Origin of the sequence: Methylobacterium phyllostachyos (assembly GCF_900103445.1) — a bacterium.
GTDB classification, from domain to species: Bacteria; Pseudomonadota; Alphaproteobacteria; order Rhizobiales; family Beijerinckiaceae; genus Methylobacterium; species Methylobacterium phyllostachyos.
Genome location: NZ_FNHS01000005.1, coordinates 286,799 through 302,324, shown reverse-complemented (window position 1 = coordinate 302,324; position 15,526 = coordinate 286,799). Strand labels below are relative to the sequence as shown.

Genomic DNA, 15,526 nt, shown 5'->3' with positions numbered 1-15,526 from the left:
GCCTTTTCCGGCCGGGTCGCGGGCCTGCCGACGACCTTGCGGGCGGCCTCGGAAAACCTTATTTAACCGTCTGATATCACTGCTCTTCCGAGAGGCCGTTCCGGCGCATCGCGCGCCACCCCGGAGCGGCCGAGAGCACCGCCCATCCGGGCTTCAGAACGGAAACCGACTTGGCCGAGAACGATCCGACTGGCGCAGCCCCGCCCGCCAGCGACATCCGCCCCGTCTCCATCACCGACGAGATGCGCCGCTCCTACCTCGATTACGCCATGAGCGTGATCGTGAGCCGGGCGCTTCCCGACGCGCGCGACGGGCTCAAGCCGGTGCACCGGCGCATCCTCTACTCAGCCTTCGAATCCGGGCACCTGCCCGAGCGGAAATACGTCAAGTCGGCGCGCATCGTCGGCGACGTGATCGGTCTCTACCACCCGCACGGCGACCAATCGATCTACGACGCCTTGGTGCGGATGGCGCAGGACTTCTCCATGCGCCTGATGCTCATCGACGGGCAGGGCAATTTCGGCTCGGTGGACGGCGATCCGCCGGCCGCCATGCGCTACACCGAATCACGGCTGGCCAAGCCCGCCACGGCGCTGCTCTCCGACATCGACAAGAACACCGTCGATTTCCAGCCGAACTACGACGAATCGCGGGAGGAGCCGACCGTCCTGCCGGCCCGGTTCCCGAACCTTCTGGTCAACGGCGCCGGCGGCATCGCGGTCGGCATGGCGACCAACATCCCGCCGCACAATCTCGGCGAGCTGATCGACGCCTGCGTGGCGCTGATCGACGAGCCGGGTCTGACCATCGAGCAGCTCACCGAGATCGTGCCCGGCCCGGACTTCCCGACCGGCGGCATGATCCTCGGCCGCGCCGGCACGCGCCAAGCCTACGCGACGGGCCGCGGCTCGGTGATCCTGCGCGCGAAGTCGCATGTCGAGGAGCTGCGCAAGGAGCGCGAGGCGCTGATCTTCACCGAGATCCCCTATCAGGTGAACAAGGCGACCCTCGTCGAGAAGATCGCCGAGCTGGTGAAGGAGAAGCGCGTCGAGGGCATCTCCGACCTGCGCGACGAATCCGACCGGACGGGCATGCGCATCGTCGTCGAGATCAAGCGCGACGCCATGGCGGACGTGGTGCTGAACCAGCTCTATCGGTTCACGCCGCTGCAATCCTCCTTCGGCTGCAACATGGTGGCGCTGAACGGCGGCCGCCCCGAGCTGATGAACCTGAAGGACCTGCTCCAGGCCTTCGTGGATTTCCGCGAGGAGGTCGTCTCCCGGCGGACCAAGTTCCTCCTCGGCAAGGCGCGTGAGCGCGCCCACGTCTTGTGCGGCCTCGCCATCGCGGTCGCCAATATCGACGAGGTGATCCGCCTGATCCGGACCTCGCCGGACCCGAACACCGCCCGCGAGGCCCTGATGGCCCGCGACTGGCCGGCCCACGACATCGCGCCGCTGATCGCCTTGGTCGACGACCCGCGCCACCGGGTCGCCGAGGACGGGACCTACCGCCTGTCCGAGACCCAGGCCCGCGCCATCCTCGACCTGCGCCTGCAGCGCCTCACGGCTCTGGGCCGCGACGAGGTCGGCGACGAGTTGAAGACGCTGGCCGACGAGATCGCCGACTATCTCGACATCCTGCGCTCGCGGGTGCGCATCCAGACCATCGTGAAGCAGGAACTCGTCGAGGTCCGCGAGCTTTTCGCGACCCCGCGCCGGACCGAGATCGTCGACTTCGACGGCAGCGTCGAGGACGAGGATCTGATCGCCCGCGAGGACATGGTGGTGACCGTGTCGCATGCCGGCTACGTCAAGCGCGTGCCGCTCTCGACCTACCGGGCCCAGCGCCGGGGCGGGAAGGGCCGCTCCGGCATGGCGACCCGCGACGAGGATTTCGTCACCCGCCTGTTCGTGGCCAACACCCACACGCCGGTGCTGTTCTTCTCCAGCCAAGGTCAGGCCTACAAGGAGAAGGTCTGGCGCCTGCCGATGGCCGCCCCGAACGCTCGCGGCAAGGCGCTGGTCAACATCCTGCAATTGCAGGACACCTCCGAGCGCATCACCACGATCATGCCGCTGCCGGAGGACGAGGCCTCCTGGGAGACGCTGGACGTGATGTTCGCGACTGCGAGCGGTAACGTCCGGCGCAACAAGCTGTCGGACTTCACCACGGTGAACCGCAACGGCAAGATCGCCATGAAGCTCGATCCGGGTGACCACATCGTCCATGTCGAGATTTGCCGGCCCGACCAGAACGTGCTGCTGACCACGGCGCTGGGCCAGTGCATCCGCTTCCCCGTCGAGGATGTGCGCGTATTCAAGGGCCGCGATTCGACCGGCGTGCGCGGCATCCTGCTCGGCAAGGACGACAAGGTCATCTCGATGACCATCCTCAACGCCTTCGATGCCACCGCGGAGGAGCGGGCCGGCTACCTCAAGATGCGCCGCGCCGTGACCGGCGAGGCCGAGGAGAACAACGAGGCTGAGGCCGAGGACGGCACCGAGGCGGCCGCGATCTCGCTCGACCGCTACAACGAGATGGGGGCGGCCGAGCAATACGTGCTCACCCTGTCGGAGCGCGGTTACGGCAAGCGCTCCTCCTCGTTCGAGTACAGGACCTCGGGACGCGGCGGAAAGGGTATCACGGCAATGCGGGTCAATGCCCGCAACGGCAGCCTCGTGGCGTCCTTCCCCGTCGAGGCCTCGGACCAGATCATGCTGGTCACCGATGGCGGCCAGCTGATCCGCGTCCCGGTGGACGACATCCGCATCGTCGGCCGGGCCTCGCAGGGCGTGACGGTGTTCAACACCGCCAAGGACGAAAAGGTCGTCTCGGTGGAGCACATCGAGGGCGAGGACGAGGGCGCCGCCGAGGGTGGCGCGGAGGGCACTGCGGACGACGTCCCGGAGGGCGGCAGCGAGGGCTGACACGTCGCGCCGGCGCGGCAGGTTCCGTCCGGCGCGAAAATGCTCTAGGTCGGGTCGCGATGACCCGCACTGCCCTCTACGCCGGCTCGTTCGATCCGGTCACGAACGGCCATCTCGACGTGGTCCGCCAAGCCTGCCGGCTGGTGGACCGCCTCGTGATCGCCATCGGCGTCCATCCCGGCAAGGCGCCGCTGTTCTCCGCCGAGGAGCGGGCGGCGCTCCTCGCCGAGACCTGCGGGCCGGTGGCCACGGAGGAGGGGGCATCCCTGGAGATCGTCACCTTCGACGACCTCGCGGTCTCGGCCGCCCGGCGCTGGGGCGCCGCGATCTTCATCCGCGGCCTGCGCGACGGCACCGATCTCGACTACGAGATGCAGCTCGCCGGCATGAACGGCGCCATGGCGCCGGAGGTGCAGACCGTCTTTCTGCCCGCCTCGATCCAGGCGCGCCCGATCACCGCGACGCTGGTGCGCCAGATCGCCGGCATGGGCGGGGATGTCTCGCCCTTCGTGCCCGCTTCCGTCGCCGCGCGTCTGCGGCAGCGCTTCGCCGCCAATTCCTGATCACCCGAAAGGACTTCGATGAACCGACGCCACGCCCTCCTCGCGCTCGCCCTCACGCTCGGCACCGCCACGGCGGCCCGGGCTGCCGACGCCAACACGGTCTATCTCCAGACCAAGGATGGGCGGATCACCATCGAGCTGCGCCCGGATCTGGCGCCCAAGCACGTCAAGCAGATCAAAACGCTGGTCTCCCAGGGCTTCTACAACGGCCTGAAGTTCCACCGCGTCATCGACGGCTTCATGGCGCAGACCGGCGACCCGAAGGGCAACGGCACCGGCGGCTCCAGCCTGCCGAACATCCCGGCCGAGTTCTCGCAATCGGCCCAGTTCCGCCGCGGCACGGTCGGCATGGCCCGCTCGTCCGACCCGAACTCGGCCAACTCGCAGTTCTTCATCTGCCTCGCCGATGCGCCCAATCTGAACGGCCAATACACGATCGTGGGCAACGTCACCGACGGGCTCGACGTGCTCGACAAGATCAAGAAGGCCGCCCCCGGCGCCCCGGGCGGCGCCGTGCAGGACCCCGACAAGATCGTCAGCATGACGCTGGCCGAGAAGGGCAAGTAGCGGCCGTATGCCGGGCTGGCGCGCCGCCGTGATCCTTCTCGTGAGCTTGGGCCCGGCGGCCGCCGCGCCCTACGAGGGGAGCCCCTTCTACGGCTACGCCTTCGAGCCCGGCGGCGGCTACCCGCTGAGCCTGCCGCAGACCCTGCGGGCCACGATCGCGGTGCCGGTGTCCCGCATGGCGACGCGGCCGGCCGACACCCTGGCCGAGCTCTACCCGGCGCTCGCCGCCTGCTGGCAGGTGCCGGCGGGGCTCGGCCGCCCGAACGCCGGGGCCGACAACTTCGAGATCACCACGCGCTTCGCTCTCCGGCGCGACGGCAGCCTGATTGGCCCGCCACGCATCACCTACGCGGCGGGCGTTGCGGGCGACCAGCGCAAAACCCTCGTGCGTGGCACGCTCGATGCCCTGTCGCGCTGCACCCCGGCCCACATCACGGCCGGCCTCGGCAGGGCCATTGCAGGCCGCCCGGTGGCGCTGCGCTTCGTCTACCGCCCGCCGGCCTGAGCGCCGGCGACCCCGTTCGGGTCCTGGCCGGATCCGGCGCGCGCCCCTACTTTCCCCTCAACCGGAAGGACTAAAGACATGGCCGACAACGAAACCATCGTGCTCGAGACCACCAAGGGCCGCGTCGTGATCGCGCTGCGCCCCGACCTCGCCCCGGGCCACGTCGAGCGCATCAAGACGCTCGCCGCCCAGGGCTTCTATGACGGCGTGCCGTTCCACCGGGTGATCGACGGGTTCATGGCCCAGACGGGCGACCCGACCGGCACCGGCTCGGGCGGCTCCGACCTGCCGGACCTGAAGGCCGAGTTCAACGCCGAGCCGCATGTGCGCGGCACCTGCTCGATGGCGCGGACCAACTTCCCGCACTCGGCGAACTCGCAGTTCTTCATCTGCTTCGACGACGCCCGCTTCCTCGACAAGCAGTACACGGTGTGGGGCAAGGTCGTGGAAGGCATGGACGTGGTCGACACGATCAACAAGGGCGAGCCGCCGCGCTCGCCGGACAAGATCGTGAAGGCGACGGTCGCGGAGGCCTGAGACCGGCCACGGTAAACGGCTTCGGCTCCGCCGTCTTTGCGAGCGGAGCGAAGCAATCCAGTCAGCGCGACATATCCCAATGTTCCGCTGCCCTGGGTCACTTCGCTTCGCTCGTGATGACGGCGGAACTGTATCAGTCTTGGTCGAGCACTTCCGCTGCGGCCAGATCCTCCGGCGCGTTGATATTGAGGAACGGGTCCAGCCGCTCTACCGGCCACGACGCCACCGCTGCCCCGTGAGACGCGATGAAGGCGCCGACGCGCCGCTCTCCGCGTTCGAGATAATCCCGAAGCGCATGGCGCAGGGCCGTCGGCCAGAGCGCGATCGTGAAGTGCTGCCGCTCCCCCGAGGCCGCGAGGGCGATGCTGGTTTCCAGCACGACAGCGTGGAGCCGCGCCACCAGATCGTCCGGAAGGAACGGCGCGTCCCCCGACACGCTCACCACGCGCCCGATCCCGTGAGCCGCGGCATACTCCAGCCCTGCCAGAATCCCAGCCAGCGGTCCCGGCTGGCCCGGTAGCGGATCCGGCAGGATCGGCCCCGGAAACCCGGCGAACCGCGCCGGGTCGCCGTTGGCGCTCAGCGCCAGCCCGGCCCTGCATTGCGGTCCGAGCCGTTCGACCACCCGCTCCAGCAGGGTCCGGCCGCCGAGCCGGAGCAGGGGCTTGTCGCCCCCGCCCATCCGCCGCGCCTGCCCGCCGGCCAGGATCAGGCCCAGGACCGGCGGCGACGTCATGGCCTTACTCGAACACGATCTTCGGCGCCGTCCGCCCGGCCGGCGCGCCAGACAGGTTCGCCCAGAGCTGGGCGGCGATGTCCCGGTAGACCTTGGCGTGCGGCCCGTCCGGATCGGTCGCCACCACCGGCTGGCCGTTATCCGAGGTTTCGCGGATCGCCATGTCCAGCGGGACCTCGCCGAGGAACGGCACGCCGAGGCGCTGCGCCTCGATCCGCGCGCCGCCATGCCCGAAGATGTGCGAGGCGTGGCCGCAATTCGGGCAGACGAAGGTCGCCATGTTCTCGATCACGCCGAGGATCGGCACCGCGACTTTCTTGAACATGGTCACGCCGCGGCGCGCGTCGATCAGCGCGAGATCCTGCGGCGTCGAGACGATGACGGCGCCCGAGAGCGGCGTCGCCTGGGCCATGGTGAGCTGCGCGTCGCCGGTGCCGGGCGGCATGTCGACGAGCAGCACGTCGAGTTCGCCCCACAGCACGTCGCGCAGCATCTGGGTGATCGCCGACTGCACCATCGGGCCGCGCCAGATCATCGCCGTCTCGGGCTCGATCAGGAAGCCGATCGACATGACCTTGAGGCCGTAGCCGACCATCGGCTCCATGGCCTTGTTGTCGACCACGGTCGGCTTACCCGAGAGCCCGAACAGCTTCGGCACCGACGGGCCGTAGATATCGGCGTCGAGGAGGCCGACCTTCAGCCCCTGCGCCTGGAGCGCCAGGGCGAGGTTGCAGGCGGTGGTGGACTTGCCGACACCGCCCTTGCCGGAGGCGACCGCCACGATGTGGCGCACGCCCGCGATCTGCGGGCCCTGGTTCGGCGGCGCGCCGGGCCGGGGCGGCGCGACCGGCGGTGGCGTCACGGGCCGCGGGGCGGCGCTGCTCTGAGCCGGATGGCTCTGATTCCGCTCGGAGGTCAGGCTCGCGAACACGCCCGAGACACCCGGCATCTGCAGGACGCGGCCCTCGGCCTGCCGCCGAACCGGCTCGAACCGCTCGGCCTCGCTGGCATCGACCAGGATCGAGAACATCACGCGGCTGTTCGGATCGACCACGACCTGGGAGAGCCGCCCCGAACCGGGCAGGGTGGTGCCGGCGGCATCGACGGTGACGTCGGCAAGCGCCTTCAGCACGTCGTCGCGGGTAATCGCCAAAATCGTTCTCCACCGGGCAAGCAGGTATGCCAGTGCATGTAACCAAGCCTGCCCAGAACACCAGACCCCCGGTCTGCGATCGCCAGCCGCGCCAGTACCAAGGCTTCGGCAGCTTCAGACCGACGGCGTTCGGATCTGCCGGGTCAATCTCTCAGTGCGCCTTGGCGATCAGATTGCATTCCTCCATTGGGCCGCGCACCACGCTCCCATCGCCACGGCGGTACATGCCGTTGCGGACGTGCCGGCAGCCCAGGGGGCCGCGCAGCCGCTTCACGCGCTCGACATGGACACTGCCGGCGCGCCGATTGGAAAAGTCGTGGCCGCCGATGCGCACGCCCGAGCCGAACCGCACCTCGGCCCACGCCGGCAGGATCGAGAGGGTGAGCGCACCGATTGCCAGCGGCATGGCGGCCCGCCGCCTCGCCTGTGACCGCGTCATCCGAACCTCCGCCTCGGCACGCGCAAGCTGAACCAACGGGAGATTGATCCGTTGTCGGGGCAGCCTTCAGGCGGGGACCTCTCCGGAAGCGCCTTCGCGCCCCGCGGGACTCACCGCCCGAACCGACGATCAGGAGACCAAGTTCATGCATCAGGGCAACCACCGCGACCACGAGGGCGCGAAAAAGCTGTTCGAGCTCATCAAGGACGTGAAGATCGCCATGATGACCACCGCCGATTCCGACGGCACGCTCAACAGCCGCCCGATGTGGAACAACGACGCCGACGAGAACGGCGACCTGTGGTTCTTCACCAAGCTGCACTCGCCCAAGACGGCCGAGATCAGCAAGGACAACCAGGTCAACCTGGCCTATTCCGACCCGTCGAGCCAGACCTACGTCTCGGTGGCCGGCAAGGCCGAGATCGTGCGCGATCAGGCGAAGATCAATGAAAAGTGGAATGAGAGCCTGAAGACCTGGTTCCCGAACGGCAAGGACGACCCGGAAGTCGCGCTGATCCGCGTCCACCCGGAGAAGGGCGAGTACTGGGACAGCCCCAACAGCACAATGCTGCACCTCTACGGCTACGTGAAGGCCTCGCTCACCGGCGAGAGCCCGAAGACCGAGACCAAGAAGGTCGATCTGGCCTGAGCTTCCGGTTTCAGGTCACGGCGTTTTTGCGGGCGGTCTCCATCGGAGGCCGCCCGTCTTCTTGACGGGGCCGGGCCCGGCATGCGCTCTGCGTCAGCAAGGCGCGGCAGAGTCCCAAAAGAATGCTCGATCTGGCCAAGCGGGTCTACGATCACAGCTTCCGCATCGATCCGATCGTGCGGTCGCTGCTGGACACGGATTTCTACAAGCTGCTGATGGCGCAATCGATTCTGCGCCGGCACCCGGACATCCGCGCCACCTTCGGCATCACCAACCGGACGCGCCGGATCCGCATCGCCGACGAGGTCGATGCCGAACGCCTGCGCGAGCAGCTCGACCATGCCAGGACGCTGCGCCTCAGCAAGGGCGAGGTCACGTGGCTGCGCGGCAACGTTTTCCGCGGCCAGGGACGGATCCTCGGGCCGGAATTCGTATCCTGGTTCGAGAACTTCCAGCTCCCCGAATATGAACTCGCCGTCCATGACGGCCAGTACGAGCTGACCTTCCACGGCCCCTGGGTCGAGACCACGATGTGGGAGGTGCCGGCGCTGGCCATTCTCAACGAGCTGCGGGCGCGGGCCGTGCTGCGCGGCATGGGCAAGCTCGAGCTTCAGGTGCTCTATGCCCGGGCCATGACCCGGGTCTGGGAGAAGATCCAGCGGCTGCAGAAGCTGCCGGACCTGTCGGTGGCCGACTTCGGCACCCGGCGCCGCCACGGCTTCCTCTGGCAGGATTGGTGCGTTCAGGCCATGGCCGAAGGGCTGGACGGGGCGTTCCTCGGCACCTCGAACTGTCTGATCGCCGCCCGGCAGGAGGTCGAGCCGGTGGGCACCAACGCCCACGAGCTGCCGATGGTCTACGCGGCGCTGGCCGAGGACGATGCCGCCCTGGCCAAGGCCCCTTACGCGGTGCTGTCCGACTGGCAGGAGGACTATGGCGGCAACCTGCTCGTGGCCCTGCCCGACGCCTACGGCACGACGGGCTTCCTGGCGAACGCCCCCGACTGGGTCAGCGACTGGACCGGAATCCGCATCGATTCCAAGGACCCGATCGAGGGTGGCGAGGAGGCGATCCGGTTCTGGCAGGAGCGTGGGCGCGACCCGCGGGACAAGCTCGCGATCTTCTCCGACGGGCTGGACATCGACGAGATTGAGCGGATCCACGCCCGGTTCCACGGGCGGATGCGCATCGGCTACGGCTGGGGCACGCTGCTCACCAACGATTTCCGCGGCCTCATGCCGGACGGCAAGCTCGATCCGGTCTCGATCGTCTGCAAGGTCACGGAGGCGAACGGGCGGCCGACCGTGAAGCTCTCCGACAATCCAACCAAGGCGCAGGGACCGGCCGAGGAGGTCGCCCGCTATCGACGGGTGTTCGGCGTGGGCGACCAGGAGGCGCTACCCGTGGTGGTGTGAGGATCGGTGTCAGACCCGCTGCGGTGAAACTCGCGGGCTGACGAGCGGCGATTGAATTCATTATACTGCCCGGCAATCGGAGCCGCCCTGGAGCGGCCCTGTCCGGGAGAACGCCATGTCGATGAATCGCCGCTCGCTGATCGGGGCCGCTGGGCTCGCCCTGACGACGCCTGCCCTGCAGGCCGGTCACGCCGCCGAGGCCTCGAAGCCCGCGGCCAAGCCGGCACCGCCGCCTGTCACAAAGATCCTCGCCCAGTGGATCCTCAGCTCGTCCTACGACACCCTGCCGGAGGCGGTCCGGCGCGAGGGCGTGCGCAGCTTCCTGAACTGGGTCGGCGTGGCGATCGGCGGCTCGCACCACGAGACCGTGGACGTGGCGGTCTCGGCCCTGCAGCCCTTCTCGGGGCCGCCGCAGGCCGGTTTGTTCGGCCGGACCGAGCGGTTCGACATCATGAACGCCGCCTTCATCAACGGCGTGTCGAGCCACATCTTCGATTTCGACGACACGCACCTGAAGACGATCATCCACCCGGCCGGCCCGGTCGCCTCGGCGATCCTGGCCTATGCCGGGATGAAGCCGATCTCCGGCAAGGATTTCCTCGACGCCCTGGTGGTGGGGATCGAGACCGAATGCCGGATCGGCAATGCCGTCTACCCGAACCACTACGATGCCGGCTGGCACATCACCGGCACCTGCGGGCCGTTCGGCGCGGCCGCCACCGCCGGCAAGCTGATGGGGCTCACCGAGCAGCAGATGGTCTACGCGCTGGGGCTGGCCGCCTCGCAGCCGGTGGGCCTGCGGGAATCGTTCGGCTCCATGAACAAGAGCTTCAACCCGGGCCGGGCGGCGGCGAACGGCCTGTTCGCGGCGATCCTGGCGGCCAAGGGCTTCACCTCGTCGGACGGGATGATCGAGGCCAAGCGCGGCTGGGCCAACACGATCTCGACTAAGCAGGACTGGTCGGAGATCACCGACGGCCTCGGCACCCGCTATGAATCGCAGCTCAACACCTACAAGCCCTTCGCCTGCGGCATCGTCATGCATCCGACGATCGACGCCGCGATCCAGATCCGCGACGAGGATCACGTCAAGCCGGAGGACATCAAGCGGGTCGACCTCAAGGTCCATCCGCTCGTGCTGGAACTGACCGGCAAGACCGCGCCAAAGACCGGGCTAGAGGGCAAGTTCAGCATCTACCACGCCGCCGCGGTGGCCTTCGTGGAGGGGGCGGGCGGCGAGAAGCAGTTCAGCGACCGGGCGGTGAACGACCCGCGCGTGGTGGCGCTGCGCCAGAAGGTGATGCCGGTGGTCACCCCCGGCATCGACGCCGCGCAGGTCGACATGACCGTCACGCTGAATGACGGACGGACCTTCCACCGCCACATCGAGCACGCGATCGGCAGCGTCGAGAAGCCGATGTCCGACAAGCAGTTGGAGGCGAAGTTCGCCGACCTCGCCGCGGGCGTGCTGCCGGACGCGCAGGCCAAGCGGGTGATGCAGCTGTGCTGGTCCCTGCCGGAGCTGAAGGATGCGGGCGACGTGATGCGGGCGGGCGTCCAGGGGGCGTAAGCGCGCAAGGAAGCCTGCGGGATCGTTTTCGGCCCCTGTGCCGTTCCCCGTCCGCGAGGCATCCGATGCTCCCGGCGGCTGCCCGCGCGTGGCGTTCGGGACGCGGATCAGCGTATGGGTAGCGACACCCCGGTCGGGGTTGAAACGACGGCGCGGCGCGGGACCGCGTTGAACCCGCCGCGCTCGGCGCGCGTGACCGCGGCCGAGACGCCGCGGGCCGCCATGGCCTCGCCGGTGGTGGTGGGTGCCACCATCATCGCGGCCCTGTATTTCGGCCGCGAGATCTTTATCCCGATCGCGATCGCGCTGCTCCTGTCCTTCGTGCTGACGCCGCTGATCAACCGCCTGCGGCGGCTGCGCCTGCCGCGGCTGGTGGCGGTGGGCGTGAGCGTCCTGCTGACGCTCGGCATCGTGGGGGCGATGGCCACCCTGATCGGCATCCAGGCGGCCGACCTCGCGGGCGACGTCCCGCGCTACCGGGCCACGATCGAGCGCAAGATCGAAGGCCTGCGCGACTCCCCCGTCGGGCACGTCACCGCGTACGTGGCCAATATCGGCCGGGCACTCCACAACGGCGGCAAGGAAGCCGGCAAGGAGGCGGCCGGCGCCGAGAAGCAGGCCGCCTCTCCGCAACCGGGGCCGGAACAGGCTGCGCCGCCGCAGAAGCCCCTGGTCGTCGAGGTGGCCTCGACCCCGCCGGGGGCGCTGGAGATGCTGTCCACCGTGCTGGCGCCGGTGATGCACCCGCTCGCCACCGTGGGCATCGTCTTCGTGGTGCTGCTGTTCGTGCTGATGCAGCGGGAGGACCTCCGCGACCGCATGATCCGGCTCGCGGGTTCGAGCGACCTGCACCGCACCACCGTGGCGATGGACGACGCGGCCAAGCGGCTGAGCCGCTACTTCGTGGTCCAGCTCGCCCTCAACGCCGCCTTCGGAATCGTGGTCGGCATCGGGCTCTACGTGATCGGCGTGCCGAACCCGGTGCTCTGGGCGATCTTTTCGGCCCTGATGCGGTTCGTGCCCTATCTCGGGGCCGTCGTGTCGGCGATCCTGCCGATGGCGCTCGCAGCCGCGGTCGATCCCGGCTGGAACATGATGATCGCCGTGGCGATCCTGTTCATCATCCTGGAGCCGCTCACCGGCCAGGTGTTCGAGCCGATCTTCTACGGCCAGTCGACCGGACTTTCCCCGTTCGCGGTGCTGGTCTCGGCCCTGTTCTGGACCTGGCTCTGGGGGCCCGTCGGCCTCCTGCTCTCGACGCCGCTCACCGTCTGCCTCGTGGTGCTCGGCCGCCACGTGGAGCACCTCGAATTCCTCGACGTGCTGTTCGGCGACCGGCCCGCCCTGACCCCCGTGCAGAACTTCTACCAGCGGATCCTGGCGGGCGATTCGGAGGAGGTGCTGGGCCATGCCGAGCTGATCCTGCAGCAATGCTCGCTCTCGTCCTACTACAACGAGGTCGTGCTCAAGGCGCTGGAACTCGCCGCCCGCGATGGCGCCCGCGGGGTCCTGACCGCGCGCCAGAAGGGGGCGATGCGCACGGCGCTCGGCGAGCTGATCGCCGACCTCTCCGACCGGGGCGACGCCGTGACCGAAGCCGGCGGGGAGGGCGAGGCGGGCGCCTGCAGCCCGATGCCGATGGGACCGGCGCCGGATGCCCTGTCGAGGGCGTGGACCCGCCCGGGCGCAGTCCTGTGCATCTCCGGGCGCGGCTTCCTCGACGAGGCCGCCGCCGCCATCCTGGCCCAGATCCTGGAGAAGCGCGGCCTCGGCGTCCGTACGGTACCGTTCGCGGAGGCATCCTCGGCACGAATCACACGGTTCGGGCCGGGCGCGGCGCGGATGGCCTGCGTGATATCCCTGGCGCTCGACGGCGAGCCGACGCATCTGCGCCGGCTGATCCGGCGCCTCAAGGACCGGATGCCCGATGTGCCGATCCTGCTCGGGCTCTGGCTCGCCCAGGGCGAGGCGGCCGGGCGTGCCGGCCGCGGGACCGAGCGGGCGACCCAGGCCGAGGCGCAGGTCGGCTCCCTGCGCGAGGCCGTCGAGGCGGTACTGGCCGCCGCCCAGCAAGACCCTGCCGCGCCGGACGAGACCGGATCGAAGCCTGTCCCCGACAGGGGCGCGGGCACGGCGCGCCTGTCGGCGCCGGCCGAGGCATGAGCGGGGCGAAGCGGCGGGGGGACTTGACGGCCGGGGCCCCACGCCGGTTTCGTCTCGCACCGGCCCGGCGACCGATCGGGCCGGGGCCGGAACAGGGGACAGAACCGATGAGCGTCGTCGAACTCGGGCGGTTCCTGGACGATCTCGCGGATGCGTCCGGGAAGGCGATCCTGCCGTTCTTCCGGGCGCAGTTCGGCTTGGACGACAAGGCCCGCGGCGGCGCGCCGTTCGATCCGGTGACCGAGGCCGACCGGGCCGCCGAGGTCGTGCTGCGGAAGATGATCGGCCAGACCTTCCCGGGCCACGGCATCCTGGGGGAAGAATTCGGCTCGGAGCGGACCGACGCCGAATGCGTCTGGGTCCTCGACCCGATCGACGGGACCCGGGCCTTCATCGGGGGCCTGCCGACCTGGGGGACCCTGATCGGGCTGACCCGCAACGGCGTTCCGGTACGCGGGCTGATGCACCAGCCCTATCTCGGCGAGCGCTTCACCGGCGACGGGAAGAACGCCCGCCTGCGCGGCCCCGCGGGCGAGCGCACCCTGCTGACCCGCCGGTGTGCCGATCTCGGCCAGGCGATCCTGGCCACCACAGACCCGCGCCTGTTCGCGGCCGGGGAAGAAGCCGAGCGCTTCCGGACCCTGGAGGGACAGGTGCGGATGTCCCGCTACGGCGCCGATTGCTACGCCTATTGCATGCTGGCGGCGGGGCAGATCGACCTCGTGGTGGAGGCGGGTCTGAAGCCCTACGACATCGTGGCGTTGATCCCGATCATCGAGGGGGCCGGGGGCCGGGTCACCGCCTGGGACGGCGGGTCGGCGGCCGGCGGCGGGCGCGTCGTGGCGGCGGGCGACCCGCGGCTGCACGCGGCGGCGCTCAAGGTGCTGAACCCGTGAGGGCAGGGCGGCAAAACCATCCGCATACTGGCAAGGCGGCGGGAGGATTGAACGCATCGGCAGACGGCACGCGCCGTCCCTCCCCCCTTTGCGGGGGAGGGTGGCCCCTGCCTCAGCAGGGGTCGGGAGAGGGGAACCCGGGTTCAGGAAAGGGCGCGACCTTCATGAAGGGCAGAGGCTCGGTCTGCGCCGTCGCTCCCCTCTCCCGACCCCCTTCGGGGGCCACCCTCCCCCGCAGAGGGGGGAGGGAGGGCGGCGCGCCTACCAAAAGCCTTCAGGGCCGATCCGCGTGCTGTTGAACGCCCTCGTTCTGCTCACAAGCCTGATGCCTATCACCACAGAGCGCGCGGAGGCCCTCCTGCGCGCCGCGCCGACCACACCGGCAGCCACCACCCCCGCCGAACCAGCCCCGCGCTTCGACTCCGCCACCCGCTCGGTGTCGAACTGGCACGCCCAGACCGGCGCGCAACTCACGCCGCGCGCGCTCGCCCTCACGGCCTCGCTGGCGGAGGATCCGCCCTACGTCGCCCGCTGCGTGCGGCTGAACAATGGCTGGTGCATCAAGTCGGCCCGCTGGCCCGGCGAGATCGGCGCCGATGCCGAAGGTCACACCGCCTTCGCCACCCTCGATGACGGGGCCGACGCCGCGGCGAGCCTGCTGCGGCGCTACTACCGCGACTATAACCGGCATACGGCGCTCGCCATCGTGCGCCGCTGGGCGCCGGCCGAGTGCCGGGTCGCGTCCGCGAGCCGGGGCGGAAAGACACCCGCGGTTTCGGCGGCCCTGGCGCCCCGGGGCCTCGGCGGGACGCTGCGCGCCCGCTTCCTCGCCAAGCATCGCCCCGGCGGGGCGCCCCGGGGCCGGACCGCCCTGCGGGTACAGCCCTGGTCGCCGCTGGCCCGGATGGCCGGCCGGCCCGCCCGACGCCCGACCATTCCGCACGTCGCGGCCCTCCGGCCCATTCCCTCAATCGCGTCCGACATCACGCCCTCCGCGCGCCCGGCCCGGACCGTCGCCGATCCGGCGGCACTCCTCGACCGCAAAACGGATGGCCGGGTGCCGAGCGCCGACCGGTTGGTCGCCGAATCCGCGCTCCTGCCCGCCATCGCGGCCGGCCTGCCAGTCCTCGACCTGCGCCTGCCGGCTCCGCTCTGCACCGGCGACGAGACCCGGATCCAGGCCTATGCCGCCCGGATCAGTGGGAGCGTCGGCCTGAAGCCCGGCGACGACCTCGACCTGTTCGGGCCGGACGGCGCCCCACGGGCCAATCTCGCGCCGGTGATGCTGGCCATGTCGGCGGTGGAACTCGGCACGCTGCGGGCCGGCCCCGACCTCGTCGCCGGGGCGATCGCCCGGCTGCGCCCGCTCACGCCGGCCGCCGGAGGCACGCCGCCGTAACGAC

The 15,526-nt window shown here is 69.9% G+C and carries 14 protein-coding genes; 11 read left to right on the top strand and 3 right to left on the bottom strand.

The window, feature by feature from the left end; genetic code table 11:
- Positions 1-170 precede the first annotated feature (170 nt).
- The 5 genes from gyrA (at position 171) to BLQ49_RS10340 (ending at position 5,102) form a co-directional block, all read left to right on the top strand.
- Positions 171-2,930 (top strand): DNA gyrase subunit A, encoded by a 2,760-nt coding sequence (gene gyrA / locus BLQ49_RS10360; RefSeq protein WP_091715586.1) that lies wholly within the window; start codon positions 171-173, stop codon positions 2,928-2,930.
- A 59-nt stretch (positions 2,931-2,989) separates the two neighbouring features.
- Entirely contained in the window at positions 2,990-3,493 is a 504-nt protein-coding gene (gene coaD / locus BLQ49_RS10355) for a pantetheine-phosphate adenylyltransferase (protein ID WP_091715584.1), read from the top strand.
- Positions 3,494-3,511: 18 nt separating this feature from the next.
- Positions 3,512-4,060 carry a peptidylprolyl isomerase gene (locus BLQ49_RS10350; protein WP_091715582.1) on the top strand — a complete coding sequence of 183 codons (549 nt, stop codon included), beginning with the start codon at positions 3,512-3,514 and terminating at the stop codon, positions 4,058-4,060.
- Between the two features lie 7 nt (positions 4,061-4,067).
- Positions 4,068-4,565 (top strand): hypothetical protein, encoded by a 498-nt coding sequence (locus tag BLQ49_RS10345; RefSeq protein WP_091715580.1) that lies wholly within the window; start codon positions 4,068-4,070, stop codon positions 4,563-4,565.
- A 78-nt stretch (positions 4,566-4,643) separates the two neighbouring features.
- A complete protein-coding gene (locus BLQ49_RS10340; RefSeq protein WP_091715579.1) occupies positions 4,644-5,102 on the top strand; it encodes a peptidylprolyl isomerase in 459 nt (152 codons plus the stop codon).
- 133 nt (positions 5,103-5,235) lie between these two features.
- Here the strand turns inward: BLQ49_RS10340 and mobA are convergent, their stop codons facing one another.
- The 3 genes from mobA to BLQ49_RS10325 all read right to left on the bottom strand — a co-directional run bounded on the left by mobA (position 5,236) and on the right by BLQ49_RS10325 (position 7,397).
- Positions 5,236-5,838 carry a molybdenum cofactor guanylyltransferase MobA gene (gene mobA / locus BLQ49_RS10335; RefSeq protein WP_091715577.1) on the bottom strand — a complete coding sequence of 201 codons (603 nt, stop codon included), beginning with the start codon at positions 5,836-5,838 and terminating at the stop codon, positions 5,236-5,238.
- A gap of 4 nt (positions 5,839-5,842) precedes the next feature.
- On the bottom strand, positions 5,843-6,991 hold the full coding sequence (gene apbC / locus BLQ49_RS10330; protein WP_091715575.1) for an iron-sulfur cluster carrier protein ApbC: 1,149 nt from the start codon (positions 6,989-6,991) through the stop codon (positions 5,843-5,845).
- Positions 6,992-7,142: 151 nt separating this feature from the next.
- Entirely contained in the window at positions 7,143-7,397 is a 255-nt protein-coding gene (locus tag BLQ49_RS10325) for a hypothetical protein (RefSeq protein WP_091715573.1), read from the bottom strand.
- Positions 7,398-7,575: 178 nt separating this feature from the next.
- On the opposite strand from BLQ49_RS10325, the gene BLQ49_RS10320 reads away from it, so the two are divergent.
- From BLQ49_RS10320 to BLQ49_RS10295, 6 genes are all read left to right on the top strand, one after another.
- The gene (locus BLQ49_RS10320; protein ID WP_091715571.1) at positions 7,576-8,079 is read left to right on the top strand and encodes a pyridoxamine 5'-phosphate oxidase family protein; all 504 of its coding nucleotides are present in this window, start codon (positions 7,576-7,578) and stop codon (positions 8,077-8,079) included.
- A 122-nt stretch (positions 8,080-8,201) separates the two neighbouring features.
- On the top strand, positions 8,202-9,494 hold the full coding sequence (pncB, locus tag BLQ49_RS10315; RefSeq protein ID WP_091715570.1) for a nicotinate phosphoribosyltransferase: 1,293 nt from the start codon (positions 8,202-8,204) through the stop codon (positions 9,492-9,494).
- Between the two features lie 115 nt (positions 9,495-9,609).
- Positions 9,610-11,064 (top strand): MmgE/PrpD family protein, encoded by a 1,455-nt coding sequence (locus BLQ49_RS10310; protein ID WP_091715568.1) that lies wholly within the window; start codon positions 9,610-9,612, stop codon positions 11,062-11,064.
- A 114-nt stretch (positions 11,065-11,178) separates the two neighbouring features.
- Positions 11,179-13,227 (top strand): AI-2E family transporter, encoded by a 2,049-nt coding sequence (locus BLQ49_RS10305; protein ID WP_091715567.1) that lies wholly within the window; start codon positions 11,179-11,181, stop codon positions 13,225-13,227.
- A 107-nt stretch (positions 13,228-13,334) separates the two neighbouring features.
- A complete protein-coding gene (hisN, locus tag BLQ49_RS10300) occupies positions 13,335-14,123 on the top strand; it encodes a histidinol-phosphatase (protein ID WP_091715565.1) in 789 nt (262 codons plus the stop codon).
- A 289-nt stretch (positions 14,124-14,412) separates the two neighbouring features.
- The gene (locus BLQ49_RS10295) at positions 14,413-15,522 is read left to right on the top strand and encodes a hypothetical protein (protein WP_091715563.1); all 1,110 of its coding nucleotides are present in this window, start codon (positions 14,413-14,415) and stop codon (positions 15,520-15,522) included.
- Positions 15,523-15,526 lie beyond the last annotated feature (4 nt).